The sequence below is a fragment of the Streptomyces sp. NPDC090021 genome (assembly GCF_044748225.1).
In the GTDB taxonomy this organism is placed as follows: domain Bacteria; phylum Actinomycetota; class Actinomycetes; order Streptomycetales; family Streptomycetaceae; genus Streptomyces.
Window position 1 is genome coordinate 97,961 of sequence record NZ_JBIVFO010000013.1, and the last position, 24,136, is coordinate 122,096.

General features: G+C 71.6%; 24 protein-coding genes. 9 read left to right on the forward strand and 15 right to left on the reverse strand.

Annotated elements, in window-relative coordinates; all coding sequences use genetic code 11:
- Window positions 1-3 precede the first annotated feature (3 nt).
- Together ACIPXC_RS12910 and ACIPXC_RS12915 are read right to left on the reverse strand one after the other, a co-directional pair.
- Entirely contained in the window at window positions 4-1,056 is a 1,053-nt protein-coding gene (locus ACIPXC_RS12910; RefSeq protein WP_401616307.1) for a glycoside hydrolase family 26 protein, read from the reverse strand.
- A 76-nt stretch (window positions 1,057-1,132) separates the two neighbouring features.
- Window positions 1,133-2,383 carry a glycosyltransferase family 2 protein gene (locus tag ACIPXC_RS12915; protein WP_401616309.1) on the reverse strand — a complete coding sequence of 417 codons (1,251 nt, stop codon included), beginning with the start codon at window positions 2,381-2,383 and terminating at the stop codon, window positions 1,133-1,135.
- A 483-nt stretch (window positions 2,384-2,866) separates the two neighbouring features.
- Between ACIPXC_RS12915 and ACIPXC_RS12920 the strand changes: the two genes are divergently transcribed.
- On the forward strand, window positions 2,867-3,232 hold the full coding sequence (locus tag ACIPXC_RS12920) for a hypothetical protein (protein WP_401616311.1): 366 nt from the start codon (window positions 2,867-2,869) through the stop codon (window positions 3,230-3,232).
- Window positions 3,233-3,347: 115 nt separating this feature from the next.
- Here ACIPXC_RS12920 and ACIPXC_RS12925 read toward each other — a convergent pair whose 3' ends face one another.
- The gene (locus ACIPXC_RS12925) at window positions 3,348-3,422 is read right to left on the reverse strand and encodes a 50S ribosomal protein bL37 (RefSeq protein ID WP_099895366.1); all 75 of its coding nucleotides are present in this window, start codon (window positions 3,420-3,422) and stop codon (window positions 3,348-3,350) included.
- Between the two features lie 129 nt (window positions 3,423-3,551).
- On the opposite strand from ACIPXC_RS12925, the gene ACIPXC_RS12930 reads away from it, so the two are divergent.
- A complete protein-coding gene (locus ACIPXC_RS12930; RefSeq protein ID WP_401616313.1) occupies window positions 3,552-4,226 on the forward strand; it encodes a hypothetical protein in 675 nt (224 codons plus the stop codon).
- A gap of 16 nt (window positions 4,227-4,242) precedes the next feature.
- Window positions 4,243-4,467, forward strand: a complete 225-nt coding sequence (locus tag ACIPXC_RS12935) for a DUF2277 domain-containing protein (RefSeq protein WP_046775049.1) — start codon at window positions 4,243-4,245, stop codon at window positions 4,465-4,467.
- Window positions 4,468-4,483: 16 nt separating this feature from the next.
- On the opposite strand, the gene ACIPXC_RS12940 is transcribed toward ACIPXC_RS12935, so the two are convergent.
- The 4 genes from ACIPXC_RS12940 to ACIPXC_RS12955 all read right to left on the reverse strand — a co-directional run bounded on the left by ACIPXC_RS12940 (window position 4,484) and on the right by ACIPXC_RS12955 (window position 8,637).
- Window positions 4,484-5,038, reverse strand: a complete 555-nt coding sequence (locus ACIPXC_RS12940) for a hypothetical protein (RefSeq protein WP_401616315.1) — start codon at window positions 5,036-5,038, stop codon at window positions 4,484-4,486.
- A gap of 284 nt (window positions 5,039-5,322) precedes the next feature.
- Entirely contained in the window at window positions 5,323-5,982 is a 660-nt protein-coding gene (locus ACIPXC_RS12945) for a DedA family protein (RefSeq protein WP_401616317.1), read from the reverse strand.
- A gap of 199 nt (window positions 5,983-6,181) precedes the next feature.
- Entirely contained in the window at window positions 6,182-7,840 is a 1,659-nt protein-coding gene (locus tag ACIPXC_RS12950; RefSeq protein WP_401616319.1) for an alkaline phosphatase D family protein, read from the reverse strand.
- A gap of 152 nt (window positions 7,841-7,992) precedes the next feature.
- A complete protein-coding gene (locus ACIPXC_RS12955; RefSeq protein WP_401616446.1) occupies window positions 7,993-8,637 on the reverse strand; it encodes an HNH endonuclease family protein in 645 nt (214 codons plus the stop codon).
- A gap of 549 nt (window positions 8,638-9,186) precedes the next feature.
- Between ACIPXC_RS12955 and ACIPXC_RS12960 the strand changes: the two genes are divergently transcribed.
- Together ACIPXC_RS12960 and ACIPXC_RS12965 are read left to right on the forward strand one after the other, a co-directional pair.
- Window positions 9,187-9,768 (forward strand): TMEM165/GDT1 family protein, encoded by a 582-nt coding sequence (locus tag ACIPXC_RS12960; protein WP_030027439.1) that lies wholly within the window; start codon window positions 9,187-9,189, stop codon window positions 9,766-9,768.
- A 199-nt stretch (window positions 9,769-9,967) separates the two neighbouring features.
- Window positions 9,968-10,489: a DinB family protein gene (locus tag ACIPXC_RS12965; protein ID WP_401616448.1), complete on the forward strand. Its 522-nt coding sequence runs from the start codon at window positions 9,968-9,970 to the stop codon at window positions 10,487-10,489.
- Window positions 10,490-10,621: 132 nt separating this feature from the next.
- Here ACIPXC_RS12965 and ACIPXC_RS12970 read toward each other — a convergent pair whose 3' ends face one another.
- Window positions 10,622-11,329: an HAD-IA family hydrolase gene (locus ACIPXC_RS12970; RefSeq protein WP_401616321.1), complete on the reverse strand. Its 708-nt coding sequence runs from the start codon at window positions 11,327-11,329 to the stop codon at window positions 10,622-10,624.
- Window positions 11,330-11,615: 286 nt separating this feature from the next.
- On the reverse strand, window positions 11,616-12,536 hold the full coding sequence (locus ACIPXC_RS12975; protein WP_401616322.1) for a peptidoglycan-binding protein: 921 nt from the start codon (window positions 12,534-12,536) through the stop codon (window positions 11,616-11,618).
- 191 nt (window positions 12,537-12,727) lie between these two features.
- Between ACIPXC_RS12975 and ACIPXC_RS12980 the strand changes: the two genes are divergently transcribed.
- A complete protein-coding gene (locus ACIPXC_RS12980) occupies window positions 12,728-14,797 on the forward strand; it encodes a DHA2 family efflux MFS transporter permease subunit (RefSeq protein WP_401616324.1) in 2,070 nt (689 codons plus the stop codon).
- Between the two features lie 21 nt (window positions 14,798-14,818).
- Here ACIPXC_RS12980 and ACIPXC_RS12985 read toward each other — a convergent pair whose 3' ends face one another.
- Window positions 14,819-15,343: a GNAT family N-acetyltransferase gene (locus ACIPXC_RS12985; protein ID WP_401616326.1), complete on the reverse strand. Its 525-nt coding sequence runs from the start codon at window positions 15,341-15,343 to the stop codon at window positions 14,819-14,821.
- A 107-nt stretch (window positions 15,344-15,450) separates the two neighbouring features.
- On the opposite strand from ACIPXC_RS12985, the gene ACIPXC_RS12990 reads away from it, so the two are divergent.
- On the forward strand, window positions 15,451-15,846 hold the full coding sequence (locus ACIPXC_RS12990) for a nuclear transport factor 2 family protein (RefSeq protein WP_401616328.1): 396 nt from the start codon (window positions 15,451-15,453) through the stop codon (window positions 15,844-15,846).
- Between the two features lie 238 nt (window positions 15,847-16,084).
- Here ACIPXC_RS12990 and ACIPXC_RS12995 read toward each other — a convergent pair whose 3' ends face one another.
- Both ACIPXC_RS12995 and ACIPXC_RS13000 read right to left on the reverse strand, forming a co-directional pair.
- Window positions 16,085-16,429: an antibiotic biosynthesis monooxygenase family protein gene (locus ACIPXC_RS12995; RefSeq protein ID WP_401616330.1), complete on the reverse strand. Its 345-nt coding sequence runs from the start codon at window positions 16,427-16,429 to the stop codon at window positions 16,085-16,087.
- A gap of 315 nt (window positions 16,430-16,744) precedes the next feature.
- Window positions 16,745-17,050 (reverse strand): hypothetical protein, encoded by a 306-nt coding sequence (locus ACIPXC_RS13000; protein WP_401616332.1) that lies wholly within the window; start codon window positions 17,048-17,050, stop codon window positions 16,745-16,747.
- Between the two features lie 340 nt (window positions 17,051-17,390).
- On the opposite strand from ACIPXC_RS13000, the gene ACIPXC_RS13005 reads away from it, so the two are divergent.
- On the forward strand, window positions 17,391-19,484 hold the full coding sequence (locus tag ACIPXC_RS13005; RefSeq protein ID WP_401616334.1) for a bifunctional glycosyltransferase 87/phosphatase PAP2 family protein: 2,094 nt from the start codon (window positions 17,391-17,393) through the stop codon (window positions 19,482-19,484).
- A gap of 227 nt (window positions 19,485-19,711) precedes the next feature.
- Here ACIPXC_RS13005 and ACIPXC_RS13010 read toward each other — a convergent pair whose 3' ends face one another.
- Window positions 19,712-20,956 (reverse strand): cytochrome P450, encoded by a 1,245-nt coding sequence (locus ACIPXC_RS13010; RefSeq protein ID WP_401616336.1) that lies wholly within the window; start codon window positions 20,954-20,956, stop codon window positions 19,712-19,714.
- A 241-nt stretch (window positions 20,957-21,197) separates the two neighbouring features.
- Between ACIPXC_RS13010 and ACIPXC_RS13015 the strand changes: the two genes are divergently transcribed.
- Window positions 21,198-22,367: a steroid 3-ketoacyl-CoA thiolase gene (locus ACIPXC_RS13015; RefSeq protein ID WP_401616338.1), complete on the forward strand. Its 1,170-nt coding sequence runs from the start codon at window positions 21,198-21,200 to the stop codon at window positions 22,365-22,367.
- 134 nt (window positions 22,368-22,501) lie between these two features.
- On the opposite strand, the gene ACIPXC_RS13020 is transcribed toward ACIPXC_RS13015, so the two are convergent.
- Together ACIPXC_RS13020 and ACIPXC_RS13025 are read right to left on the reverse strand one after the other, a co-directional pair.
- A complete protein-coding gene (locus ACIPXC_RS13020) occupies window positions 22,502-22,906 on the reverse strand; it encodes a transglycosylase SLT domain-containing protein (RefSeq protein ID WP_401616340.1) in 405 nt (134 codons plus the stop codon).
- Between the two features lie 289 nt (window positions 22,907-23,195).
- Entirely contained in the window at window positions 23,196-24,119 is a 924-nt protein-coding gene (locus tag ACIPXC_RS13025) for an ECF transporter S component (RefSeq protein ID WP_401616450.1), read from the reverse strand.
- Window positions 24,120-24,136: the final 17 nt, after the last annotated feature.

The following is a 24,136-nucleotide window of genomic DNA, read 5'->3' on the forward strand; positions in this document are numbered from 1 at the left end:
GAGTCAGCCGGACTGTCCGGCGGTCGACACGAGGTCGACTCCGCCGAGTCCCGTCCTGAAGGACTGGGTCGTCGCCGGGTCGGTGGAGAACCGCCAGTCGGCGCCGCCGCCTTCGTTTTCACTGCGCTCGAACCAGATGAACCCGATGACGTCCGGCACCTTGTTGAGCCAGGTGAAGAAGTCCGCGGTCCAGGGGGCCTTGAGGGGGCCCGGACGGGCTCCGGTTTCGGTGATGAGCACCGGGTGGGCGGCGAACTTCCGCAGGGCTTCCAGGGTGGGGTCGAACACCTGGGCGGCATTCTTCTCTTCTGCCGCGTAGCCCACCAGACCGACCCAGTCGACGTACTCCTTACCGGGGTACAGGGCCTGAAGGCTCACCTTCGGTACAGGGCGCAGGATGTTCGGACTCCACACCCAGATGACGTTGTCCGCTCCGGCGGCCCTGAAGAGTTCGTGGATGTGCTGCCACGCCTTGACGTATTCGCCCGGCTTGTTGCCGCTGCGCTGCTCGGACCAGGGATACCAGTTGCCGTTCATCTCATGGGCGAAGCGCAGGGCGACGGGCCACTTGTGATCACCGACAGCCTTGGCGAAACGGCTGATGTACGCATCGTGCTCTCCCGCCGCGATGGACGCGAGGGAGTACGCGGGCTGGTCCAGCCCTGCCTTCGGGCCCGCCCAGGGTTCCCAGGAGAGTACGGGCAGCATGCCCTGCCGGTAGGAGGCGTCGACCGCCTCCGGCTTGAAGTCCTCCGTCCACTTGACGAAGTACTCGACCATGGTGGGGCGGGTGCCGGCTGCGGTGGCCACCTTGTCGATCTCCGAGGTGGACCAGGGCGCTTCGAAGGTGCTGACGCCGAAGTGCTTTCCCTTCGGCGCGAGGAAGTCCGCGCGGTTCGGTATCGGCTTGTCGGTTGAGCCCGGCTTGAGCCGTTCGGTGATGCCCGGCTTGTTCTCCTGCTGTCCGAAACCCGCGAAGGCGGGGGCCGCGTTGGACTGCACCAGCAGGTAGACGCCGTAGCTGAGAGCGCAGAGCAGCACCAGGTTGAAGGCCATCCACAGGCGAAGCCGGATGCCTGTACCGCGGTTCCACCAGTGCAGGGGCCTGCGGCGCCGACTGTTGACCCTGGCCCTAGACACTCATCATCACCGATCCGAACAGCAGGGCTCCGCCGAGGAGGTAGGGGATGACGACCAGGGGGCTGCGGGCGCTCTCACCGGCGAAGCTGTCCGCGCGCGTGCCCCAGCTCGCGTTGTGTGCCATACGGAAGAACCCCAGCAGTCGTACGGGCAGCAGGAGGAATGTGTTGATCAGCATGAAGACCGGGAGGAAGAGCATGTCCTGAGGGCGGTAGGCGAAGTGCCTGCCGAACCTGACCGCCATGGAGAGGAGGGACATGACGGCCGCGAGGGCCAGGATGAAGAGCAGTGCGTGCCAGGGAACCTCGGGCAGCGGAAGCTCGTTGTAGATACCGGGCTTGTCCCGCTGGAAGGCCGAGACGCCCCACGACGCGAACGTGCCGAGCAGGACGAACGGGACGAGGATGTCCGCCATGTAGAAGAGCCACAGGATCTTGGCGTGCCGGAGCATCCACCAGAACATGCGCATCGTGTTGTACTGCGAGCCGCGCGCCCAGCGGTACTGCTGCTTCGCGAGCTTCTTCAGTTCCAGGGGGGCGTCCGTGTACACGAGAGACGTGGACTGGTAGACGCACTTGTAGCCGGCCTTGAGCGTGTAGTTCGTCAGGGTCCGGTCGTCGCTCACTTCGAGGAAGACTCCCAGGAACTTCTCGCTCAGGAAGTCTTCCATGCATGTGTCGAGTATGTGCTTGCGGAACGCGATGGTGCGGCCGGGCAGGCAGCCGACGGTGCCCACGACGCTCATGGCGGGCAGCGAGTACTGGCACCGGACGCTCTCCAGCCAGTCCGCCCAGCGGGTCAGGACGGAACGGCCGGGGTCCAGGATGCGCTGGCGGGTGGTGACGCCGCCGACGTTGCGCTGGCGGAACGGCTTGATCAGCTCGGTCAGGGTGTCCTTGGTCCAGATGGTGTCCGAGTCGACGAGCACCGCGATCTCACCCGTGGCGTGTTCCAGACCGACGCGCAGGGCATTGCGCTTGCCGGGGATCTCGGTCCAGAGCCACATCACACCGACGTCGTCGCAGATCCGTTCGAGCTCGGGATTCCGTCGACCGTTGATCACGACGATGATCTCCGTCGGCTGCTGGTCGATGATGCGCCGGAGAACGGACCTGAACAGGTCCTCCGGCTCGTCGACCACCGGGATGATGACGGAAGTGGTGGCGTGGTGGGTCCGGGTCCAGGGCTTGTAGCGGCGGGCCAGCAGGATGCGAAGCACCCAGAGCGCCCAGATCATCGTCATGAAAACGGCGAACGGGTAGACGCTCCCGTGATTCCACCATTCTCTGATCTCAAGCAGAAACGCGAGCATGTGCCATCCCCGGAACCGGGCCGCCAGGCGCAGGGCACCTGACGGCATATGTCCCGTTTGTGTAGAAAGAGTGAAGAGATTGCGACGGCTCTGTCGCACGGGCTTTCAGGACTCGGTCAAACTATGGGAGTTGGCGAGTCTCCGAACTGCCTCAATCCGGTCAATACGGCCCAATGGCCTCGGTTGCGAGTCCCAATCGTTCTGGGACTGATGTCGAAAAGATGCCCGATCCGTTACAACCCTTCTCGGGTGCGCTACGGGTCGTCTGGTGAATTCGTGAATGTTCTGTGGGTTCAGGGTGTTTGATCCGAACGGCGAAACAATCGCAGACAGGGCGGCTGACCGAGGGGCCGCATGCCTTTCCGCGTCACAGTAATAGGCACCTGCTACCTCGGGGCCACACGCGCGGCCTGCATGGCCGAGATCGCACACGAGGTGCTCGGGGTCGATGCCGACCCCGAGAAGGTCCCCGCACCGCAGGCCGGCCGGGCGCCCTTCTGTGAGCCCGGTTGGCCGGCGGTCGCCTGCGGTCCCGCACCACGATCAGCGGGGCACCGCCGAGCTGCCGGCGGGCAGAGGTCAGCGGGTCCGCCGGCCCGGCCAGTGCGGCCCCCGGCCGGCCGGGACGGTATGCGAGCGGCATGGCCGTCACGTCTTTTCGCGTGGGGGCCGCACCGGCAGGGCCGTGCGGGCAGGGTCGTACGGGCGGATTGCTCTTCCGCCATCGGGCCCCGGAGCGCGGATGCGGGTCATGCCACTGGATCACGTGACACCGCATGACATCGCGTGACGTCGCGTGACGTCACGCGACAGGGAATCGCGTGACGGGACGGTCGCCTTTTCCCCTGACATGCGAAGACCCCCGGCCCGGTGGGGCGGGGGTCTTTCGGTCGGCTCAGGCGTTGGGGCGCTTGCCGTGGTTGGCCTTCTTCTTCTTGCGGGCCCGCTTCTTGTTGCCTCGCTTGGCCATGGTGACAGTCTCCCTACTCTCGGTGACCTTCATGACGCCGCCAGTCTAGGCCCGGCCCGCCGTGTCCGCATCAGCACCGCGAAGTCCCGAGGTCTTGGCCGCCGCGCCAGGCCGTGGGATCGTCGGAGGATGGGCGACTGGCTCGCGTGGGGTGCGGTGGCCGCGGCGGTGCTCGCGGCCGTGCTGGTGCTGGTGGTCACGGAGCGCTCCCTGGGCGCGGGCTTCGAGCGGAAACGCAACGAGGAACGGGAACGGCTGCTCGCGCACCTGACCGGAACCTCCGGGCCCGATGACGCAACGGCAGGGCCCACCCTCGCCGTGCCGGGTCCCCGGAAGTTCGAGGACGTCGGCGGCATCCGGACCCCGGACACGCACGCGCAACTCGGCGACCGCCGGGACGACTTCACCCCGATCCTCGTCGAGTACTACGCCTACGGGCTCACGCAGGCGCGCAGCAGCTTCGGGACGAGCCAGCGGTTCGCGGGCGCCGGAGCGGCGATCCTGCTCCTCGGCATCGGGCTCGCCGTCCGGAAGGCCGAAGCCGGCGGGGAGCTGTACCTCGGCATCGTCACCAGCGCGACGGGCCTGGTCACGACCCTGATCGGGCAGCTCTTCCACCGGCGGGCCGACATCGCCCTGCGGCACATGGCCGACCAGACCGCCGCGCTGCGCGACGACCGCCGGGCCGCCGAGACGACCCAGCAGGCCATCGGGCTGCTGGAGACGGTCGACGACCCGGAACTGAGGGCCCGCCTCCAGGCCGGCCTGATCATGAAGCTTTCCGGGGCCGAGCTGCCCCGGTGAGCGGGATGGTGGAGACATGTGCCGATCGATCAAGACCCTGCGTCCGCCCGCCATCCCCGAGAAGGCCACCGAGGAGGAGATCAGGGCCGCGGCCCTGCAGTACGTCCGGAAGGTGTCCGGGTTCCGGGTGCCCGCCGCGCACAACCGCGAGGTGTTCGACGCGGCGGTGGACGCCGTCGCCGAAGCCACCGCGGCCCTGCTCGACGGCGTCCACGTACGGGGGCAGGCCGCCCCGGCGTGAGCCGCCGACCGGGCGACTATGCGTCGGCGCGTCGGCGCAGCACCCACACCCCGCCGACCAGGGCGCCCACGGCGAGGGTGCCGCCGACGGCGATCTGGGCCGGGCTCATCGAGCCGACGCTGCCGCCCGTCCCGCCGCGCGCGGCACCCGTGGTGACCTGGAGGGAGACGGAGACGCTCTGGCCGCCGGGGCCTCCGCACTCGAAGGTGACCCGGTGCGTGCCGGGGTTGGCGTTCGAGAACACCGTGGCGTTGCCGAAGAGGTTGGTGGCCTCAAGGTTGCCGGGAGTCAGCCGTACCTCGCTGAACGCGGTCGAGGTGACCCGGGCGGCCTTGGTGCCGCACCCCGTGACGTTCAGGGAGACCCGGCCGCCCGGGGCGACCGCGGTGGGGGAGACGCTGGCGGACGGGGCCGCGTACGCGAGCGTGGCGGGCGCGGCGGCGGTGACGATGAGGGCGGCAGCCGCGGCGGTCAGCAGACGGCGCGGAGCGGCGGACCGCGGACGGCGCGGAGCGGCGGACCGCGGACGGGGCGCGGTGGCCGGCGGCTGGGCGAGTGACGTGGCGGGCATGGAGACAACTCCTCGGCTCCTCGAAACGGCGCGACCGGGCCAGGGATGTGACGCGGATTCGGTTGCGCACCGTGCTCCGGACGCTAGGAGCCAGGGCCGGAAGCGGCGATCGGGGCCGGGTGAACGGGTGAGCCACTGCTCCGCCCGGGGGAGCCCGCCCCGGATCCGGCGCTCGCCACGGGGTACGTCCGGCCGATCGACCGGACGTCGCCCTCGTACGCTCCCCTACGCCCCTACGCCCCTACGCCCCTACGCCCCCTGCTCCCCTACGTCCCCTGCGCCCGCTACGCGGCCGGGGACGCGGCCGGAGCCGAGGGAGGGCGGCGTACGAGGAAGGCCGCCAGCGCGCCCGCGGCGAACAGGGCGACGATCGACACCGCCGTGCCCAGCCACTGGGTACCCAGCCACTGGGTGCCGAAGTACCCGAGGGCCACGCTGTAGCCGGCCCACGCCATGCCCGCCAGGACCGACCACGGCAGAAATTCCGCCACCTTGCGCTGGGTCTTGCCCGCACCCAGGGACACCACACTGCGCCCCGCCGGGGCGAAGCGCGCGATCACCACCAGAGCCCCGCCACCGCGCGCGAGGGCCGCGCCCAGGCGCTCCTGGGCGCGCGTCAGCCGACGCGAACGGGCGATGGCCCGGTCCAGCCTTGCCCCGCCGCGCCGACCCAGCCGGTACGCGGCCATGTCACCCAGCACCGACGCGGTCGTCGCGATGACGAGCAGCAGCAGGATGTCCGGCACCTGCTCCGGCCCAGGGACCGGCACCGGCCCCGCCGCACCCGCACCCGCACCCGCGGCCGCGGCCGCCGCGGCCGCCGCGGCGGTGATCACCAGCACCCCGCTCGGCAGCACGGGGAGGAAGACGTCGAGCACGACGGACACCGCCACCAGGGCGTAGATCCATGGGCTCGCGGTCAGCGACCCCAGAGTCTCAAACAAAGCGGGACTCCCCAGTCCGGTTGACGTGCTGCGGCATGAAGCGCCGCGACGTCGCGGGGGAGCGGCAGGGGCGGCTGACAGCCATACAGCGTACGCCCGGTGCTCCCGCCCCGGGTGCCCGGGGCGCATCGTGCACCACCGCCGTGTCCACCCCGCCGCCACCCACCCGGCCCGCACTCACCGAGCCTGCCGGAGGCAGCTATGGCGCCGCCGTGAGCTCCCGGTCCAACACCGTCACCAACCGGGCCCCCTGACGCTTCTTGCGCGACTGCTCCAGCCGCAGCCGCGCCGTCCGCCCGGACAACGCCAGCGTCATCAACTGGTTCCCGAACCACGGACCGCCCGTACGCCGCCAGTTCAGCGGCGGCCGCCCCGTCCGCCCGTGCAGCGAGAAGCCACGCCCCAGCCACCGGCCCGTCCGCGACCAGCCCAGCCGGAAGCCCCACTTCACCACGGTATGGATGGAATTGTGGACCGGTGAGCACGTCAGCTGGAATATGCGGGATGTGCTCGGTATTCGGGGCTCCGCCACGTATGCGTGGTGTACGTCCCCGGAGAGCACGCAGATCGTGGACGGTGCCCGGGGGCCCGTCCCCACCTCCTCGATCAGATCCGTCAGCGCCGCGAACGACGGCGGGAACGCCGCCCAGTGCTCCAGATCGCTGCGCCGCCGCAGATCCTCACCGATCCGGGCCCACCGCTGCCCGCGCTCACCGCGGCACAGTGCCGCATTCCACGTCTCGGCGTCGTGGATCAGCGGCGGCATCAGCCAGGGCAGCGAGGACCCGATCAGCAGGTGGTCGTAGTTCCCGTGCCCGGCCAGCGCGTTCTCCCGCAGCCACTGCTGCTCCGCCGAATCGAGCATCGCCCGCCCGTCCTCGGCCAGGACCCGCGCTGCCCGCGTGTCCACCATCAGCAGCCTCGTCCGCCCGAAGTCGCGCCGGTAGCTCCAGCGCGCCGAGGCCGGATCGGCGTCCGCCGCGGAGGCGAAGGCCCGTAGCGCGTCCGTGCCGTCCTTGTCCCCGCGGACCGCTGCGAGCAGCTCGTCGGCCGCCAGCTCGGCGGGGGAGAGGTTGCCCAGGTGCTGGTACACCCAGTACGACATCAGGCCGCTGAGCACGCGCTCCCGCCACCACGGGGTCGCCCGCATCTCCGCGAGCCACGCCGCGCTCGTGTTCCAGTCGTCGATGACGTCGTGGTCGTCGAATATGTGCAGGCTCGGCACCGTCGACAGCAGCCAGCGGATCTCCGGGTCGAGCCACGACTCGTAGTAGAGCCGGGTGTACTCCTCGTAGTCCGCGACCTGGGCGCCGGGCGGCTCCCGCAGATCCCGGCGGGCGGCCAGCCACTGCCGGGTCTCCTGCGACAGGGCATCCGCGTACACCTGGTCGCCGAGCAGCAGCAGGAGGTCCGGGCGCTCCGCCTCCGGGTCGGCGGCGAGCCGCGCCGCGAGGGTGTCGAGCGCGTCCGCGCCGTGCGGCCCGTGCCGGCCGGCGGGCGGCACGGCCTGCCGACAGGAGCCGAACGTGACGCGCAGCCCGGGCCCGGGCCGGCCAGGGCCCGCCACTGCGGGAGTGGTGATCGTGCTCGGCGGGAAGTCGTTGTCGAACAGCGGCCACACCTGCCGTCCGTCGAGCAGCACCTCATACGCCGTCGTGGCGCCCGGGGTCAGGCCGGTCACCGTCACCAGCGCGTAGTGGTGTCCGGCTATCTGGAAGGTCCGCGTGCTGCCGCCGGCCCCGTCCGCGCACCGCACCTCGGCCGTGCACGGGCGGTCCGCCTCGACCCATACGGTGGCCGCGGCGCCCGTCTCCCAGTCGACGTGGCGCAGCAGCGGACCCAGACGCAATCCGGCCATGCAACTCCCCCTCTTCCGTAGCCCCTTCGATCACGGTACGACGGGGAGGGCGAGCGACGCCTCCCCCTGACGGGGGAAAGACCGGCCGGTGGCGCGGGCGGCGGCGGGCCGGCGGCCTGCGGTCGGCCGGTCAGCGGCCGGTCAGCGGTCGGTCAGCAGCCGTTCAGGACGTTGACCAGGGCCGTCTTCTCACCCGAGTCCATGCTCAGGCCCCAGTACTGTTTCACGTTGACCCACATGCGGGCGTACGTACAGCGGTAGGCCGTCCGCGGCGGCAGCCACTTGCCGGGGTCGAGGTCGCCCTTGGCCTGGTTGACGTTGTCGGTGACCGCGATGAGCTGGGGGCGGGTGAGGTCGTTGGCGAACTGCTGGCGCTTGGACGTGGTCCAGGAGGAAGCACCGGACCGCCAGGCCTCGGCGAGCGGGACGACATGGTCGATGTCGACGTCGGAGGCGGCCGTCCAGGTGGCGCCGTCGTACTCGGAGTACCAGCTGCCGCTCACCGCGGCGCAGGAGGAGTTCTGGACGACGTTCACGCCGTCGCGCTTCAGCACGGTCTCGCGGGTGTTGCAACTGCCGGAGACGGTGCTCCAGTGCGGGAAGAGGTCGCGGCTGTAGCCGCTGGTGGATCCTTCCGTCTTCGGCGTGACCGTCGCCAGGTAGGCGCGGGCGGCCGAGGCGCTCATGGGGGTGGGAGGGGCTGCCTGGGCGGCCGGTGCGTTGAGGAGGGAGGTGAGCGCGGCCAGCGCAGCGGCTGACGCGAGCACGCCAACTCGACGCGCGTAGACGTTGGGTATGAGTGCCATGAGGGGCTCCCTGGGTGCGGGGGGTTCGGCCGTGTCGCCCCGGCGGGGCTCGGCCATGCTGGCGCCGCCGGGTTGCGAGGGGATGGGCGCCAGATGACAGCGTGGCGACATGAGCACGTCACATCAAGCCATTCAAGGCCCCTGATTTAAATGGAATTTGACGTTCCGCGGCTGGTTGGCGGGCGGGCAGGCTGACGGGCGGGCGTGGTGGAAGAACGGCCAGGGGTGAGGCCGGGCAGGCCGGGACCGAAGACCCATTCCGGCCGGCCGTCGGCGTCACGTACCCTGTTCGGAGCAGAAGGGGAGTAGCTCTTCGCCGGACCGTCGACATACTGCTGGGTCACCCAGCCGGCGCCCGGAGGCAGGCAGCGAGCAGCGGCCGGCCAGCGAGACCTTCGGCCGCAGTGTCCTGTCCCGGCGTGGGCGCGTTCCGTACGTGCACGCGCAAGCCAGGGCGCCGCCGAGCCGAAGCGACCCCTGACACACCCCAGGTCTCTCGGTACCGACGGCGTCCTGCCCGACCGATTGAGGTCCACCTCCGTGTTCAGCTTCAGCATCACGGCGATCGCCTTCGGCGTCGTCTTCCTCGCCGAACTCCCCGACAAGACGGCCCTCGCCGGCCTGATGCTCGGCACCCGCTACCGCGCCTCCTACGTCTTCGCGGGCGTCGCCGCCGCCTTCGCCGTGCACGTCGCCCTCGCCATTGCGGCCGGCAGTGTGCTCACCCTGCTCCCGCACCGCCTCGTCCAGGCCGTGGTCGGCGTCCTCTTCCTCCTGGGCGCGGCCATGCTGCTGCTGAAGAAGGACGACGGGGACGAGGAGATCAAGCCGCCCGCCGACCAGTCCTTCTGGAAGGTCTCCGGGGCCGGCTTCATGCTGATCCTGGTGGCGGAGTTCGGTGACCTGACCCAGATCATGACCGCCAACCTGGCAGCGCGGTACGACGACCCCGTCTCCGTCGGGATCGGCGCCGTGCTGGCCCTGTGGGCGGTCGCGGGCATCGGCATCCTGGGCGGTCGCACCCTGATGAAGTACGTACCGCTGCGACTGATCACCAAGATCGCGGCGGCCGTGATGGCGGCGCTGGCCGTCTTCTCGCTGTACGAGGCGATCGCGGGCTGACCGCCCGGACGCCCTGCGCGGTCCCGGCCCGGTCGGGTGGCCCGGCGGAAACTCCTTTGCGCACGGCGCGCCCCGGTGGCACGCTCTGCGCGTGATCGACTCGACCTCCGCCACGGCCACCGGACCCGGACCCGGCGCCGGCACCGGTCCCGGCCCTGGTGCCGCGCCTGCCCCGGACCGCCGTTTCGGCTGGTCCAACATGTTCGTCCACCCCGATGAGGACACCCGTACCGACGGCGGCTTCCGGGGCGAGCGGGACGTACTCGCCGGCTACCTCCGCGATCAGCGGCTCACCCTGGAGCTCAAGTGCGCGGGCCTCGGCGCGGAGGCTCTGGCGCGGCGCTCGGTGGCGCCGTCCGACCTCTCCCTGCTGGGGCTCGTACGCCACCTCGCGGGGGTGGAGCAGTACTGGTTCCGGCAGGTCATGGCGGGACAGGACGTACGCCGTCACTACCGGACGGAGGAGGAGCCCGCCGGGGAGTTCACCGGCGCGGTGGCCGACCCGGAACTGGTCGCCGACGCATGGACGACCTGGCGGGCCGAGGTCGCCTTCGCGGAACGGCTCGTCGCGCAGGCTCCCGGGATGGACGTCACGGGCGACTGCGGCGGTGAGCCGATGGAACTCCGTGAGGTGCTCGTCCACATGATCGAGGAGTACGCCCGCCACAACGGCCACGCGGACTTCCTGCGGGAGCGCATCGACGGGCGCGTGGGGCAGTAGGCGGCCGGGAGCAGGCGGCACGCACGGCCGGCGGGCACGCACGCACGGCGGGCACGCACGCACGGCGGGCACGGGCGGGCAGGCGGGCGCGGGCGCTAGGCGGGGCCGGGGCCCCGGTCTTCGCTCCTCGCGCTACAGCGCGGGCGTGTCCCCGCGCTCCGTCAGCAGCGCGAGGCGGATCGAGCCGTCGGGGCCGACCGTGACATCGAGAAACGTCAGGTCCGGGACGTGCGCCGTCGGGCCGTGCGCGGCGGCGCGGGGGCCCACGCCGATCACGCGCATGCCGGCCGCCCGGCCCGCGGCGATACCCGCAGCCGAGTCCTCGAAGACGATGCAGTCGGCCGGGTCCACTCCCAGTGCGGCGGCACCCTTGAGGAAGCCCTCGGGGTCAGGCTTGCTGGCACCGACGGACTCGGCCGTGACCCGCACCTCGGGCATCGGCAGCGCGGCGGCCGTCATCCGGGCGGTGGCCAGAGCGGCATCGGCGGACGTGACCAGGGCGTGCGGCAGACCGTCGATCGCGGCCATGAAGGCCGGGGCGCCCGCGACCGGGACCACACCGTCGGTGTCGGCCGTCTCGCGCGCCAGCATCTCGGCGTTCTCGGTGAGGTTGATCTCCATGGGGCGGTCCGGCAGCAGCACCGCCATGGTGGCGTAGCCCTGGCGGCCGTGGACCACCTTCAGGGCCTCCTCCGGATCCAGCCCGTGGGAGAGCGCCCAGTCGCGCCAGCAGCGCTCGACCACCGCGTCGGAATTGACGATCGTGCCGTCCATGTCCAGAAGCAGGGCCTTGGCGGAGAGGACTGCGGGTGCGGTGGTCGTGGTGGTGCTGGCCGGCATCGACGGGGCTCCAGACGGGCGAGAAAAGAGAACAAGTGGTTCCGTCCACCGGTCAGGGAGTGCGGACGGAACCACTTTGTTCCTCCACGATACAAAACGCGGGACGGTCTGCGCCACTCAAGGGCCTGTGACCCCTGTCGCGCCCGGTCCCGGGGCGCCGCGCCGCCTCTCCAGTTGTGTTTCCGCCCAGCGTCCGACCTGACTCCTCGCGGTGTCGCGCCCCGCCCCGATCCGCTTCACCGCGCCGCGCCGCGCCGCACCGCGCTGCACCGACCTGCCCCTGGGCCTACCCCTCCAGCGCCTTGCGGGTCACCGGCCCGTAGACGCCCCACTCCTCGTCGTCGATCCCGTGGTCGTACTGGAACTCCGACAGCGCCCTCTCGACCCGCCAGTCGAACTTTCCGTGGAACCTGCCCCCGTACAGCCCCTGCCCCGCCAGCAGCCGCTGGAGCTTCTCCACCTCCGGACCCGAATCCCCGTAGCGCAGGACCGGGGCCGGGGCGGGCGGCGGCGGGCTGGAGGAACGGCTCGCGCTGGGCGACGCGCTCGGCGACGGCGGTGTGGAGGAAGCCGACCGGGACGCGCTCGGCGACGGCGACGGCGACGGGGACGAGGACTTCGAAGCGCTCGGCGACGCGGAGGCCGAGGGGGAGGCGGAGATCCGGCTCGGGCTGCCGGACGGCGCGGCCGGAGCCGCGCTCACCGCGGGCGCCGAGGCCTTCGCCTCCACCAGGGCCGTATCGCCGTCCGAGGAAGCGGGAAGCACCCACACCGCCACGGCCGTGCCACTGACGGCCACGGCCGCCGCGGCGCCGACCAGCAGGGCCAGCGGCCGTCGTCGGGAAGGCCGGTTCGACCACTCCTCCGGGCCCCCGCCCCCGCCCCCACCCCCACCCTCTCCTCCGTCCGGTGCCGGGCCGGCCGAGGGGACCGCACGGAGCTGGACCGTCTCCGTCGGGTCCGACGAGGCCGCAGGAGCACCTGGCCGCCACGGGCCGGCCTGCCACGGCCCGGCCGCAGGCGCCACGGGTGTCCCGTACGCCGGAGTGTCGTCCTCCGCCGCCGCGTGCGGGCCCGCGGCAGCCGCGTGCGGCGGGGCGACCGCGCCGGCCACGGGCTGCGGCGACGGCGGGACGGCCTCCGCGGGAAGCTCGCCCGGATCGGACAACGTCACGTACGGACGGATGCGCAGAGGGTTGAAACCCACACCCGGCGCGCACCCGCAGGCGGCGCCGGCAGCGTCGCAATTCGGACAGTGCTCACCGTTCACTGGGACTCCCTCCCCTGGCCATTGCCTGCGATTATGCAGACCCGTCGCAGCCCTCCCAACCGCCCGAGAGGCCATAACCGGACACACCGCTCAGGATGGAAATGTTGATCCGGCCGGAGGAGGAATCGATGGCTCAGGATGCGACCAGAGGTGCTGTGGACCCCCTTCCCGGCCCGCAGAAGCCCGGCCCCGCAGGTGAGCACCGCTCCCGCGAGGTGCTCGTCCCCATCGGCGCACTGCTCCTGGGTCTGCTGATCGCGGCACTCGACCAGACCATCGTCTCCACCGCCCTGCCGACCATCGTCAGCGACCTCGGCGGCATGGCCCACCTCTCCTGGGTCGTCACCGCCTACATGCTCGCCGCCACCGCCGCCACCCCGCTGTGGGGCAAGCTCGGAGACCAGTACGGCCGCAAGAAGCTCTTCCAATACGCCATCGTCCTCTTCCTGATCGGGTCGGCACTGTGCGGACTGGCCCAGGACATGCCCCAGCTCATCGGCTTCCGCGCCCTGCAGGGCCTGGGCGGCGGCGGGCTGATCGTGCTGTCGATGGCGATCGTCGGCGACATCGTCCCGCCCCGTGAACGAGGCCGGTACCAGGGCCTCTTCGGCGGCGTCTTCGGCGCGACCAGCGTGCTGGGCCCCCTCCTGGGCGGCCTGTTCGTCGACAACCTGTCCTGGCGCTGGGTCTTCTACATCAACCTCCCCATCGGTCTCGTCGCCCTCGTCGTCATCGCCGCCGCCCTCCACATCCCGGCGCGGTCCTCGAAGCACACCATCGACTACCTCGGCACCTTCCTCATCGCCTGCGTCGCCACCTGCCTCGTCCTCGTCGCCTCACTCGGCGCCACCTGGGGCTGGGGCTCGGCCCGGATCATCGGCATCGCCGTCCTCGGCGTCCTGCTGCTCGCCGCCTTCCTCCACGTCGAGCGCACAGCAGCCGAACCGGTCCTGCCGCTGAAGCTCTTCCGTATCCGCACCTTCACCCTCTGCTCGGCGATCAGCTTCGTCGTCGGCTTCGCGATGTTCGGCGCGATGGTCTACCTGCCGACCTTCCTCCAGATCGTCCAGGGCGTGTCGCCCACCATGTCCGGCGTCCACATGCTGCCGATGGTCATCGGCATGCTGATCTCCTCCACCGCCTCCGGGCAGATCGTCAGCCGGACCGGTCGCTGGAAGGTCTTCCCGCTCGCCGGCACCGCCGTCACCGCCATCGGCCTGCTCCTCCTCCACCAGTTGCACCGCACCAGCTCCACCTGGGAGATGAGCGTCTACTTCTTCGTCTTCGGCGCCGGACTCGGCCTGGTCATGCAGGTCCTCGTCCTCGTCGTGCAGAACGCCGTCAGCTACGCCGACCTCGGTGTCGCCACCTCGGGTGCCACCTTCTTCCGCTCCATCGGCGCCTCCTTCGGCGTCGCGATCTTCGGCACGGTCTTCACCAGCCGGCTCGACGACAAACTGTCCGCCTCCCTGGCCGGCGTCACCCTCCCCGCCGACGCCGGCATCCCCCAGCTGGAGGCGGACCCCCGGGCCATCGGCGCACTCCCCGCAGACCTCCGGCCCCGCGTCCTCGACGCCTACGCCACCGCCATCACCGACGTCTTCCTCTACGCCGTCCCTGTCGTCCTGGTCGCCTTCGTGCTCGCCTGCTTCCTGAAGGAGGACACGCTCCGCGCCTCCGTCACCGCCCCCGACGTCACCGAGACCCTGGCCTCCAACCCCGTCCAGCGCTCCTCCCACGACGAGGTGGCCCGCGCGCTGTCCGTCCTCGGCACCCGCGAAGGCCGCCACCACGTCTACGAGAAGATCACCGAGAAGGCCGGCTACGACCTGCTGCCCGCCTCCAGCTGGCTGCTGCTGCGGATCAACAAATACGGCTCGGCGGAACCGGCGCTCCTCGCCGAGCGCGTCAACGTGCCGGTGAAGGTGATCACCGATGCCGCCCGCCAGATCGAAGAGCGCGGACTCGCCGTCCGGGACGGGCTGCCGCTGGTCCTGACCGGGAAGGGAAGCGAAGCCGCCGCGAAGCTCAGCGCGGCCCGGCAGGAGTCCCTCGCCGCACTCCTCGGCGACTGGTGGGGTCCCGACCGCCCGACCGACCTCGTCAAGCTGGTCGAGGAAATCAACACGGAGCTGTGCGGATCCGACGCCGAGGAGCCCTACGACGCCGAGCCCCGGCGCGACCACGCCGCACCCTAGGCCCGCTGCAGCCCTCGCGGATCAGACCAGGCGCTTCTCGAACCAGTGCTCCGCATACGGGCCGGAGTTGTACGCGGGTATCTCGTGATAGCCGTTGCGCGCATACAACGCGCGCGCCTCCACCAGGTCCGACCGGGTGTCCAGCCGGATCAGCTCCGCGCCCAGCGCACGGCTCTCCGCCTCCAGGCACCGGAGCAGGGCCGCCCCGCCGCCGGTACCGCGGGCGCGCCGGTCCACATACACCCTGGTGAGCTCTGCGGTCTTCGCGTCGAGCATCCGGACGCCGCCGCACGCGAGTGCCTCGCCCTCCAGGCGGCCCACGACGAACTGCCCCGTCGGCGGTTCCAGCCCGTCGTCCGGGAAGTCCACCAGCCCCTGGTCGATCTCGGCCTCGGTGACCTCGCGTTTCCAGTACCGGCCGGCGACCTCGGCGTAATAGGCACGGCGCAGCCGGGTGGCGTCGCCCGTCGTGAACGGTTCCGGGGACACGGTCCACGCCGCGCGAGCGGACGGCGTCGGCATGAGGTGTTCGCTGTGAGTGGTCATGGCGTCATTGTGGAGTTGGCGCGCGATCTCCCGCGTGGAATATCCACAATGGCGGGCTGATGATAGGAAAAATGGACATTCTGTGAACTTGGAGGGTGTGAAACGCCATGGCAGAACATCCGGACTGTGCCCTGATCCGCCGCGGCTACGAGGCCTTCGGCACGGGCGACATGGACGCGCTCGGCGCGCTCATGACCGCCGACGTCATCCACCACGTGCCCGGTGACAACCCCATGTCCGGGCACCACAAGGGCCGGGAACACGTCCTCGACTTCTACCGCCGCCTCGGCGAGGAGACGAAGGGCACCTTCCAGGTCCACCTGGAGTCCGTGCTGGCGGACGGCCGGGGACACGTGATGAGCTTCCACACGGCGCGCGCCGACCGTGGTGACCGCGGTATCGAGATCCGCCAAGGACTCTTCTTCACGATCGTCGGCCACAAGATCACCGACATCGACCAGTGCACGGCGGACATCGACGAGGAAGACACCTTCTGGAGCTGACCCGACTTCGACTCCGACCCCCGGTCCCGACCCCGCCCCCCCCCGGTCCCGACTCCGCCCCCCGGTCCCGACTCCGCCCCGCCCGACCTGTGCGGCCGTCCCCGCTCGCCCGCCCGGGAAGACCGCTCGGGACGACGCCCGGGAAGACCGCCGGGGAGACCGCTCGGCGGCATCCCCCCGGGGCGGCGGAGCGGGGTACGGGCGCCCGCGCGCGCTCCAGGCGCCCGGCCGGTAGGTGTCAGGCCTGCTTCGGCGCCGCCTGCTGCACGACCTCGAACGACCACACCGTCGAAGCCGAAGCCGCCGGTGCCGGACGCTCCGCACCGGCCTGGCCGCCCGCCCCGCCGCCACCCTGGTGAGCAGCCTTCATCGGCCCCTCCATCCACGCCTGGAAGTCCTCCTCCGAACGCCACCGCGTGTAGACGAGGTACTGGTCGGTGCCCTCGACGGGGCGCAGCAGCTCGAACCACTCGAACCCGTCCGAACTCTCCACCGCCCCGGCCCGCGACGCGAAGCGCCGCTCCAGGACCTCCCGCTGCTCGGCGGGAACCGTCAGCACGTTGATCTTCACGATGCTGGGCACATGACACCTCTCGGGAAACACAGGCCGGGCACTGCACCCGGCCTTGATCACGTGCGTGCAGTTTCCTACATCCCCCGGTCAAAGCACCGTGAGGACGGTGGGCCGGCCTCCCCCGTGGCGCGGCGGGATCGACGTCTGTCGGTCGTCGGCCCGAGAGCGTGGAACGGCCCGAGGGGCGGAACGGCCGCAAAGGGGGTGGGCCCGACCGGTCCGGCTGCCGGGGCGCCCCACGCCGCCGCGCCCCTGCCGGTGCGCGGCTCCCCTCTGATCGTCGATCTCCGACCCCGCCGACAGCACGGGGCGCGACCCCACCGGCTATGCGCCGGGGGCGGTGTAGCGGACTCTGACGTCGAACAGCGCGAGTTCGGGTTCAGCGCCCACGTCACGGAAGAGCCGAGGTGCTGCCGGGCCCTCGGGGGCCGCGCGCATGGCGTCGAGGGCGGCGAGGTCCCGCCACAGCGTCTGGATCCGCCAGCGCCCGTCCGGCCCGCTCAGCAACTCGGTTCGGATCAGTCCTTCGGGCAGCGGGCGTGCGACGAGCTCACCGTAGGCCGTGACGAGGTCCGCTTCGCGGCCGGCCGGGACGACCGCGCTGACCTCGGTCAGTATCGGTCCGGTCATGACCCTCACCTCCTGTGTTCCCACGCTACGCGGGAGCCCCCGGAGCCGACCGCGTCACCTGCACGCAGCCTTCACCGCCCTCGCCGCATCCGCCGCATCCGCCGCGATCCCCGCCCGCCCGGTCGGCCTCTCGCGCACCACTTGTCTCTGCCGGGCCGGCCAGACGGAGATCGTCCCAGGTGAGCCCGTACGCGAGGGCCGTGGCGCCGTCCGCGGGCCGTCACGATGCCCATCGAGCCGTCCCGGGGATCCCGCGGGGGATATCGTCGTGCGGGTAAGGGAGCGCGGCAGCCAGGCGAAGTCGGGGTTGCGGTCAACAGGGGCGGGAGGCCGGCGGGGCGTGGCGAACGCGGCGGAGCACGGCACAGCTAACGGACATGCCGGGGGCATAGGCGACGGCAGCAGACTCGGCGCGGCGAGGCTCCTGCTGTGGGCGTTGGCCGGCGCCCTCGCCGTCAGACAGGCCGCCGCGGTGCTGCGCGTGCCGCCGGCCGAGTGGCTGGGCGGCTTCGACCTCCCCGGCAGCCTTCCGGCCTCCGGCGGCGCGGGCGGCGGCGCCGGAGGCTCGCTCTACGCCTCCGGCCAGTTCGCCGGCACTCCCTTCGCCGGGCTGGTCCTCAGGCCGATCGCCGGTCTCGCCGCCCCCTCCCTGGAGGTGACCTGGACCTGCGTGACGCTGCTGTGCGTCGCAGCCATCGGCCTCGTCGCCGCCCGCGGCCTGCCCGACCCGGTGCCGCGGCGCACCGCGCTGCTCGCCGCGCCCGTCCTCACCGCCCTGATGATGGTTTCGCTGCCCGTCCGTGAAGCCGCCGCACCCGGCCGGACCGCCGTCGTCCCCGTCCTGCTTCTGCTCCTCGCCGTCTTCCGGGTGCCCGGCGACCGGCCCGCCGGCCTCCTCGTCGGCCTCGTCGCCGCGCTCCAGCCCGCACTGCTGCTCTTCGCCCCGCTGCTGTGGCTGACCGGGCGCCGCCCCGCCGCCCAAACCGCCGCCGTGACCTTCGCCGCGGCCACCGCCCTGTCGTGGGCGGCCCTGCCACGCGACTCCTGGACGTACTGGGTCCGGCACCTGGCCGGCACCGGCCTCGGTGGCGCCCCCGACGGCCTCGCCAACCAGTCCGTGCACGGAGCGCTGCTGCGCCTGGGCCTGACCGGACCGGCCGAGGTCCTCCTCTACGCCGCCCTCGCGGGCGCCGTCGTCTGGTTCGGCCTGCGCCGCGCCGTCCGCTACGCCCGCGACGGCCAACTGCTGCTCGCCGTCGCCGTCACCGGCTGCGCCGCCGTCGCCGTGTCCCCGACCGGCTGGCGCCACCAGTTGCTGTGGGTGCTGCTCGCCGTGGCCGGCAAGGTGGGCAGGCGCGCCGCCGACCGGCGCGTGTGGCCGGTCGCGGTGGTCCTCGCCGTGACCCTGCCGAGTGCGGTGCTGCTGCCGAACCTGGCCGCGCTGGCTCCCGTACGGGACAACGTGCTGCTGCTCGTCGCGGTGGCGGCGGCCTGCGCGGTGCCGTTCCTGCCGCGCTCGTCCCCGTACTGGCGCGATCCCGTACCCACCGACTACGGGCGGCCGGCGGCGGCCCGCTGGTCGCGCGTGCCGCTGCTGCCGTTCTGGCGGCGCGTGCTGTCCCGCCCGAACCTGCTGCTGGAACTCCTGCTGATACGGGTCGGCTACTCGCTCTACTCCCACATCAGGGCGGCCGCCCCCACCAGCCGCTCCCTCGCCGAGGGCAACGGCGGTCAGATCCTCGGGATCGAGCGGGTGCTGGGCATCGACATCGAGCACGCGGTGAACCGCGCCGTGGTGGACACGCCCTGGCTGGAGGCCTTCTTCAACTTCTACTACACCTCCTTCCACTTCGTGGTCCCGCTGACGATCCTGGCGGTCCTGTACTGGCGGCGCCCCGGCGACTACCGCTGGGCCCGCGCCTCCCTGGGCCTGGCCACGGTCCTCGCCCTCGTCGGCTTCTGGCTCTACCCGCTCGCGCCGCCGCGCCTGATGCCGGGCCTCGGCTTCGTCGACACCGTCCACGGCCCGCAGGATCTGGCCAACCCCTCGTACGGGGCCATGACCGCGATCTCCAACCAGTACGCGGCGATGCCCTCGCTGCACTTCGGCTGGTCGCTGTGGTGCGGGATCGTGATCGTGGTGCTGGCGCCGAAGGGCTGGCAGAAGCTGCTGGGCGCCCTGCACCCGCTGATCACGGTGTGCGCGATCGTCGCCACCGCCAACCACTGGGTGCTGGACGCGGTCGGCGGAGCGGTCGTCGTGACCGCCGGCTTTGGACTCGTCCACGTCCTGTCCGGGCCGCGCGGCCTGCACCTGGGCCTCCCCGCGCAGCCGGACGGGGACGCCGCGGACCGGGCGACGGCCCCCGCATCCGCGACGGCCCCCGCATCCGCGACGGCCGCCGCCGAACCCGTCGCCGGATCGCGCCCCTAGAGGTCCCGCCGACCCGGCCGTGCGGCGGGCGCAGGCCGAAGGGGCGCCGGGGCGCACATCGCCCCGGCGCCCCTTCGGCTGGATCGCCGCTGTGAGTCAGGATCACCCCGTTCGGGCCGGTCCGCCACTCGAACAGAGGCCGGCCCGTAGGCCCCCCCGGACGGCGGACGGCGGACGGCAGGGGCCGGGGCGTGGGAGGAGCGTCCCCTGCCGTCCTGGTGCACGGGTCAGCCGTGGCTGACCCGGAGTTCCTTGATGCCGTTGAGCCAGGCCGCCCGCAGTCGGCGCGGCCCCTCGCCGGCCAGCCGCAGGTCGGGCAGGGCGTCGGCCAGGGCGTTGAAGATCAGGTCGATCTCCATCACGGCGAGGGACTTGCCGAGGCAGAAGTGCGGACCGCCGCCGCCGAAGCCCAGGTGCGGGTTCGGGTCGCGCGTGATGTCGAAGACGTCCGGGTTCTCGAAGACCTCGGGGTCGTGGTTGGCGGAGGAGTAGAACATCCCCACCCGGTCTCCCGCCCTGATCTTCTGGCCGCCGAGCTCGGTGTCCCGGGTGGCGGTGCGCTGGAAGGACACCACTGGGGTGGCCCAGCGGACGATCTCCTCCGCGGCGGTGGACGGCCGGGTCGCCTTGTAGAGCTCCCACTGCTCGGGATGGGTCAGGAAGGCGTGCATGCCGTGGCTGATGGCGTTGCGCGTGGTCTCGTTGCCCGCGACCGCCAGCAGCAGCACGAAGAAGCCGAACTCGTCGGAGCCCAGGTTGCCCTGGCCCTCGGCGGCCACCAGCTGGGTGACGATGTCCTGGGCCGGGCACTCCTTGCGCTGCGCGGAGAGGTTCATCGCGTAACCGATGAGCTCCATGGCGGCGTTGGAGCCGACCTCGGCCGTGATCGCGTACTCCGGGTCGTCGTAGGCGATCATCTTGTTCGACCAGTCGAAGATCTTGGAGCGGTCCTTCTGCGGTACGCCGATCAGCTCGGCGATGGCCTGCAGCGGAAGCTCGCACGCCACCTGCGTGACGAAGTCGAAACTCCCGTCCGCCGCCGTGGCCGAGGCCTCCTCGACGATCCTGCGGGCCCGGTCGCGCAGCGCATCCTCCAGGCCGCGGATGGCGCGCGGGGTGAAACCGCGCTGCACGATCTGGCGTACGCGGGAATGTTCCGGCGGATCCATGTTCAGCATGATCAGACGCTGGGCGTCGATCGCGTCGCGCTGGATGTGCTCGTTGAAGCGGATGATCGCGGTGTTGGTGGTCGAGGAGAACAGCTCGGGGTGCGTGGAGACGTACTTGACGTCCGCGTGCCGGGTCACGGCCCAGTAGCCCTCGTCGTCGAAACCGGTGACCCCCCGGCGCTGAGGGCACCACCACACGGGGGCGGTCCGCCGCAGCCGTGCGAACTCCGGGTGGGGGACCCGGCTCTGGAGCAGGTCGGGGTCGGTGGCGTCGAAGCCGTCGGGGAGCGCGGGGCAGGACATCGGGCAACTCCAAAGTCTGACGGACCATCAGAAGTTGGCTTGAAGGTAGTAACGAGTTCCAGAAGTGACAAGGGTCGGCGCGCCACCTGTTGCGTGTGGAATCCGTGCAGGCCGCGTGCAAGACCCTTGCGTGCCGGGCCCGGGGTCACGAGACTGCGGATAGAACTAGAACGCGTACTAGTTCAGGGCGGGGCGCCGGGACGGCCCGCCGCGCTGGCGCTGTGCAGGAGAGGACGAGCTCATGGCCGCGGAACCCGTCATCGTCGAAGCCGTACGCACCCCGATCGGCAAGCGCGGAGGCGCGCTCGCCAACCTCCATCCCGCCTATCTGCTCGGCGAGACCTACCGCGAGCTCCTCGCCCGTACCGCGATCCGGCCGGACTGCGTCGAGCAGATCGTCGGCGGCACCGTCACCCACGCCGGCGAGCAGTCGATGAACCCCGCCCGCACCGCCTGGCTCGCCATGGGGCTCCCGTACGAGACCGCCGCGACGACCGTGGACTGCCAGTGCGGCAGCTCGCAGCAGGCCAACCACATGGTCGCCAACATGATCTCCGGCGGGGTCATGGACATCGGCATCGCCTGCGGCGTCGAGGCCATGAGCCGGGTACCGCTGGGGTCGGGCTCCAAGCACGGCCCGGGCAAGCCCTTCCCGGACGAGTGGAACGTCGACCTCCCCAACCAGTTCGAGGCCGCCGAACGCATCGCCCGCAACCGGGGCCTGACCCGCGAGGACGTCGACCGCCTCGGCCTGCTCTCCCAGGAGCGGGCGGGCACCGCCTGGGCCGAGGAGCGGTTCAAGCGCGAGACCTTCGCCGTGCAGGTGCCCACCACGGAGGAGGAGCAGGCCGCCGGACAGGGCATGTGGCGCCTGGTGGACCGGGACGAGGGCCTGCGCGACACCAGCATGGAGGCCCTGGCCCGGCTCAAGCCCGTGATGCCGACCGCCGTGCACACCGCCGGGAACTCCTCGCAGATATCCGACGGCGCCGCCGCCGTGATGTGGGCCTCGCGCAAGATGGCCCGCGCCCTCAAGCTCAAGCCGCGCGCCCGGATCGTCGCCCAGACGCTCGTCGGCGCCGACCCCCACTACCACCTGGACGGGCCGATCGACGCGACGCGGGCCGTGCTCGGCAAGGCCGGGATGTCCCTCAAGGACATCGACCTCGTCGAGATCAACGAGGCCTTCGCCTCCGTCGTCCTCAGCTGGGCCAAGGTCTTCGACCAGGACCTGGAGAAGGTCAACGTCAACGGCGGCGGCATCGCCCTCGGCCACCCCGTCGGCGCCACCGGCGCCCGCCTGATCACCACCGCACTGCACGAGCTGGAACGCCGCGACAAGGAGTTCGCCCTGATCACCATGTGCGCCGGCGGCGCACAGGCGACCGGGACGATCATCCAGCGCCTCTGACCGCGCTCCGCGCGCACACCCCCGCGCGCAGGGCGCACGCGATCCCGTGGGATGGGATGCAGAAGGCCCCGGTGGCCGGACCTGGGGAGGCCGGCCACCGGGGCCTTCGAATGTCCGCTGCCACGGGCGACGGCTCAGTACCAGTGGTTGGCCTGCCAGAAGTTCCAGGCCGCGACGGGGCTGCCGTAGCGCTCGTTCATGTAGTCCAGGCCCCACTTGATCTGGGTGGCCGGGTTGGTCTTCCAGTCCGCGCCGGCGGAGGCCATCTTCGAGGCCGGCAGGGCCTGGACCAGGCCGTACGCGCCGGAGGAGGAGTTCGTGGCGGTGTGGTTCCAGCCGCTCTCGTGCGAGACGATCTTGTCGAAGGCCGCGAACTGCGCCGGGTCCTTGATCATCTGCTGGGCGATCGCCTTCGCACCCGTCGGAGCGGCCTGCGCGGGAACCGCGGCCAGCATGGAACCGGCGACGCCCAGGGCGAGGACGGAACCGACGAGGGTCTTCTTGGAAGCGGCGATGCGGCGGATGACAGCGTTGGACACGGATGAACCTTCCGAAGGGGACAAGGGCGGTCGCACGCATGCCGAGGGCGTGCGTGAGCCACTCACGCGAGGGAGAGGGGTTCGTCGGCGGGGGGTGGAGCACCCCGGCCGCCGTGCGACTCATCCAGTTCTACCGACGCCCCGGCGCCCTGGCAAAGGACCCGCCTACTAGTCCACCCCCCACACCGAGGGCCGTCGACCCACGCGCGAACCGGGTGAAAAGAGGGCTGACGGGCATCCCGCGGCCTACTACCCGCCCTCGTATGTGACCTGCGTCCTGTGGGCCGCCTCACCGGCGAGGGCCCTCGAACTCACCCTCGGTGGCCGGACGTACACCTGTAAGTGGCAGGTCCCCAGCCGTCTTCGCCCCCGGATCGAAGGTGACGGGCGCATCGAAGGCGGCCTTCCGTGTGGCCCGCCGCAAGGCCCGCAGCAGCGTGCCGCCCAGCGCGAGCGTCAGTACGACGGTCAGCGTCGCCCTGCCCAGGTCCCAGCCCAGCGAGGTCGCCAGGTAGTACGCGACGAACCGCGCGAGGTTCGCGGCCAACGGCTCCCCCGGCCGGAACGAGATGGCCTGCCCCTCACCCGGGATGATCGTCCAGCCCTGCAGGCTCATGACCACGCCGTACGCGAAGGCGCCCGCGAAGCCGTACGCGGCCAGCATCAGCAGCTCCGCCCGGCCGCGGATCCGCTCCGGACCCGGCAGCAGTCCCGCCCCCAGCGAGAACCAGCCCATCGTGAGCATCTGGAACGGCATCCACGGCCCGACCCCGCCCGTCAGCAGGGCGGAGGCGAACATCGTCACCGAGCCGAGGACGAAACCGAAGCCCGGGCCGAGCACCCGGCCGGCCAGCACCATCAGGAAGAACATCGGCTCCAGGCCGGCCGTGCCCGCGCCCAGTGGTCTCAGCGCCGCCCCGACGGCGGCGAGCACACCCAGCATCGCCACCGCCTTCGCGTCCATGCCGTCGTCGGCGATCGTCGCCACGACGACACCGACGAGGAGTGGAAGCAGCGCCGCGAAGAGCCACGGGGCGTCCTGGGAGTGCGCGAGCAGCCCCGACTGCTGGTCGGCGAGGAGCGGCCAGCCGAAGGCCGCGACGCCGATGACGGTGACCAGCACCAGGACGGCGGCGGCCCGGGGGCCGATCCGGACCGGACGGCTCGCCCGGCTCACCCGGTTTGCCTGGTTCGCGGGGGTCGGGCGGCTCACCCGGTTCGCGGGGGTCG

What these genes read in the sequence shown, in the direction of transcription:
- ACIPXC_RS12950 (WP_401616319.1), bottom strand. Translation starts at nt 7,840, where the DNA reads ATGGCCGGATTGCGTCTGGGTCCGCTGCTGCGCCACGTCGACTGGGAG.
- ACIPXC_RS12970 (WP_401616321.1), bottom strand. Translation starts at nt 11,329, where the DNA reads ATGCCGGCCAGCACCACCACGACCACCGCACCCGCAGTCCTCTCCGCC.
- ACIPXC_RS13015 (WP_401616338.1), top strand. Translation starts at nt 21,198, where the DNA reads ATGGCCGCGGAACCCGTCATCGTCGAAGCCGTACGCACCCCGATCGGC.
- ACIPXC_RS13010 (WP_401616336.1), bottom strand. Translation starts at nt 20,956, where the DNA reads ATGTCCTGCCCCGCGCTCCCCGACGGCTTCGACGCCACCGACCCCGAC.
- ACIPXC_RS12930 (WP_401616313.1), top strand. Translation starts at nt 3,552, where the DNA reads ATGGGCGACTGGCTCGCGTGGGGTGCGGTGGCCGCGGCGGTGCTCGCG.
- ACIPXC_RS12935 (WP_046775049.1), top strand. Translation starts at nt 4,243, where the DNA reads ATGTGCCGATCGATCAAGACCCTGCGTCCGCCCGCCATCCCCGAGAAG.
- ACIPXC_RS12985 (WP_401616326.1), bottom strand. Translation starts at nt 15,343, where the DNA reads ATGACCACTCACAGCGAACACCTCATGCCGACGCCGTCCGCTCGCGCG.
- ACIPXC_RS12990 (WP_401616328.1), top strand. Translation starts at nt 15,451, where the DNA reads ATGGCAGAACATCCGGACTGTGCCCTGATCCGCCGCGGCTACGAGGCC.
- ACIPXC_RS12940 (WP_401616315.1), bottom strand. Translation starts at nt 5,038, where the DNA reads ATGCCCGCCACGTCACTCGCCCAGCCGCCGGCCACCGCGCCCCGTCCG.
- ACIPXC_RS12920 (WP_401616311.1), top strand. Translation starts at nt 2,867, where the DNA reads ATGGCCGAGATCGCACACGAGGTGCTCGGGGTCGATGCCGACCCCGAG.
- ACIPXC_RS12980 (WP_401616324.1), top strand. Translation starts at nt 12,728, where the DNA reads ATGGCTCAGGATGCGACCAGAGGTGCTGTGGACCCCCTTCCCGGCCCG.
- ACIPXC_RS12965 (WP_401616448.1), top strand. Translation starts at nt 9,968, where the DNA reads ATGTTCGTCCACCCCGATGAGGACACCCGTACCGACGGCGGCTTCCGG.
- ACIPXC_RS12915 (WP_401616309.1), bottom strand. Translation starts at nt 2,383, where the DNA reads ATGACGATGATCTGGGCGCTCTGGGTGCTTCGCATCCTGCTGGCCCGC.
- ACIPXC_RS13000 (WP_401616332.1), bottom strand. Translation starts at nt 17,050, where the DNA reads ATGACCGGACCGATACTGACCGAGGTCAGCGCGGTCGTCCCGGCCGGC.
- ACIPXC_RS12910 (WP_401616307.1), bottom strand. Translation starts at nt 1,056, where the DNA reads ATGGCCTTCAACCTGGTGCTGCTCTGCGCTCTCAGCTACGGCGTCTAC.